This is a genomic window from Stenotrophomonas sp. SrG (genome assembly GCF_050031795.1).
Taxonomy (GTDB): domain Bacteria; phylum Pseudomonadota; class Gammaproteobacteria; order Xanthomonadales; family Xanthomonadaceae; genus Stenotrophomonas; species Stenotrophomonas rhizophila_A.
In genome coordinates, this window is record NZ_JBNBBE010000334.1 from 1 (window position 1) to 265 (window position 265).

General features: G+C 66.0%; 1 protein-coding gene. It reads right to left on the reverse strand.

The genetic code is table 11. The features are described from left to right. Nucleotides 1-265, reverse strand: a 265-nt coding sequence (locus tag ACQG3P_RS20020; RefSeq protein WP_426806022.1) for a hypothetical protein, incomplete at both ends; no start/stop codon positions are given.

Genomic DNA, 265 nt, shown 5'->3' on the forward strand with positions numbered 1-265 from the left:
TGCGGCGTTGAAGTAGTCCGAAAGATCGTCGCTGCCCGTCAGCTCATCGACCACCAGGGCATCGTCGGCCGTTTCGCCGGCGTCGAACAGCGACAGCGCGTCGGCCTCGACGATGGCCTGCTGCAGCCCGGCGTCGGTGCTGTCGTCGGCAACGGAGTAGCCATTGCGCTCATCGAACTGTGCGGAGAACGCGGCCAGCTCATGGTCGGTGACATCGTGCGCGGCCTGGGATGCATCGGCCTCCGCGACGTTGTCTGCATCGGCA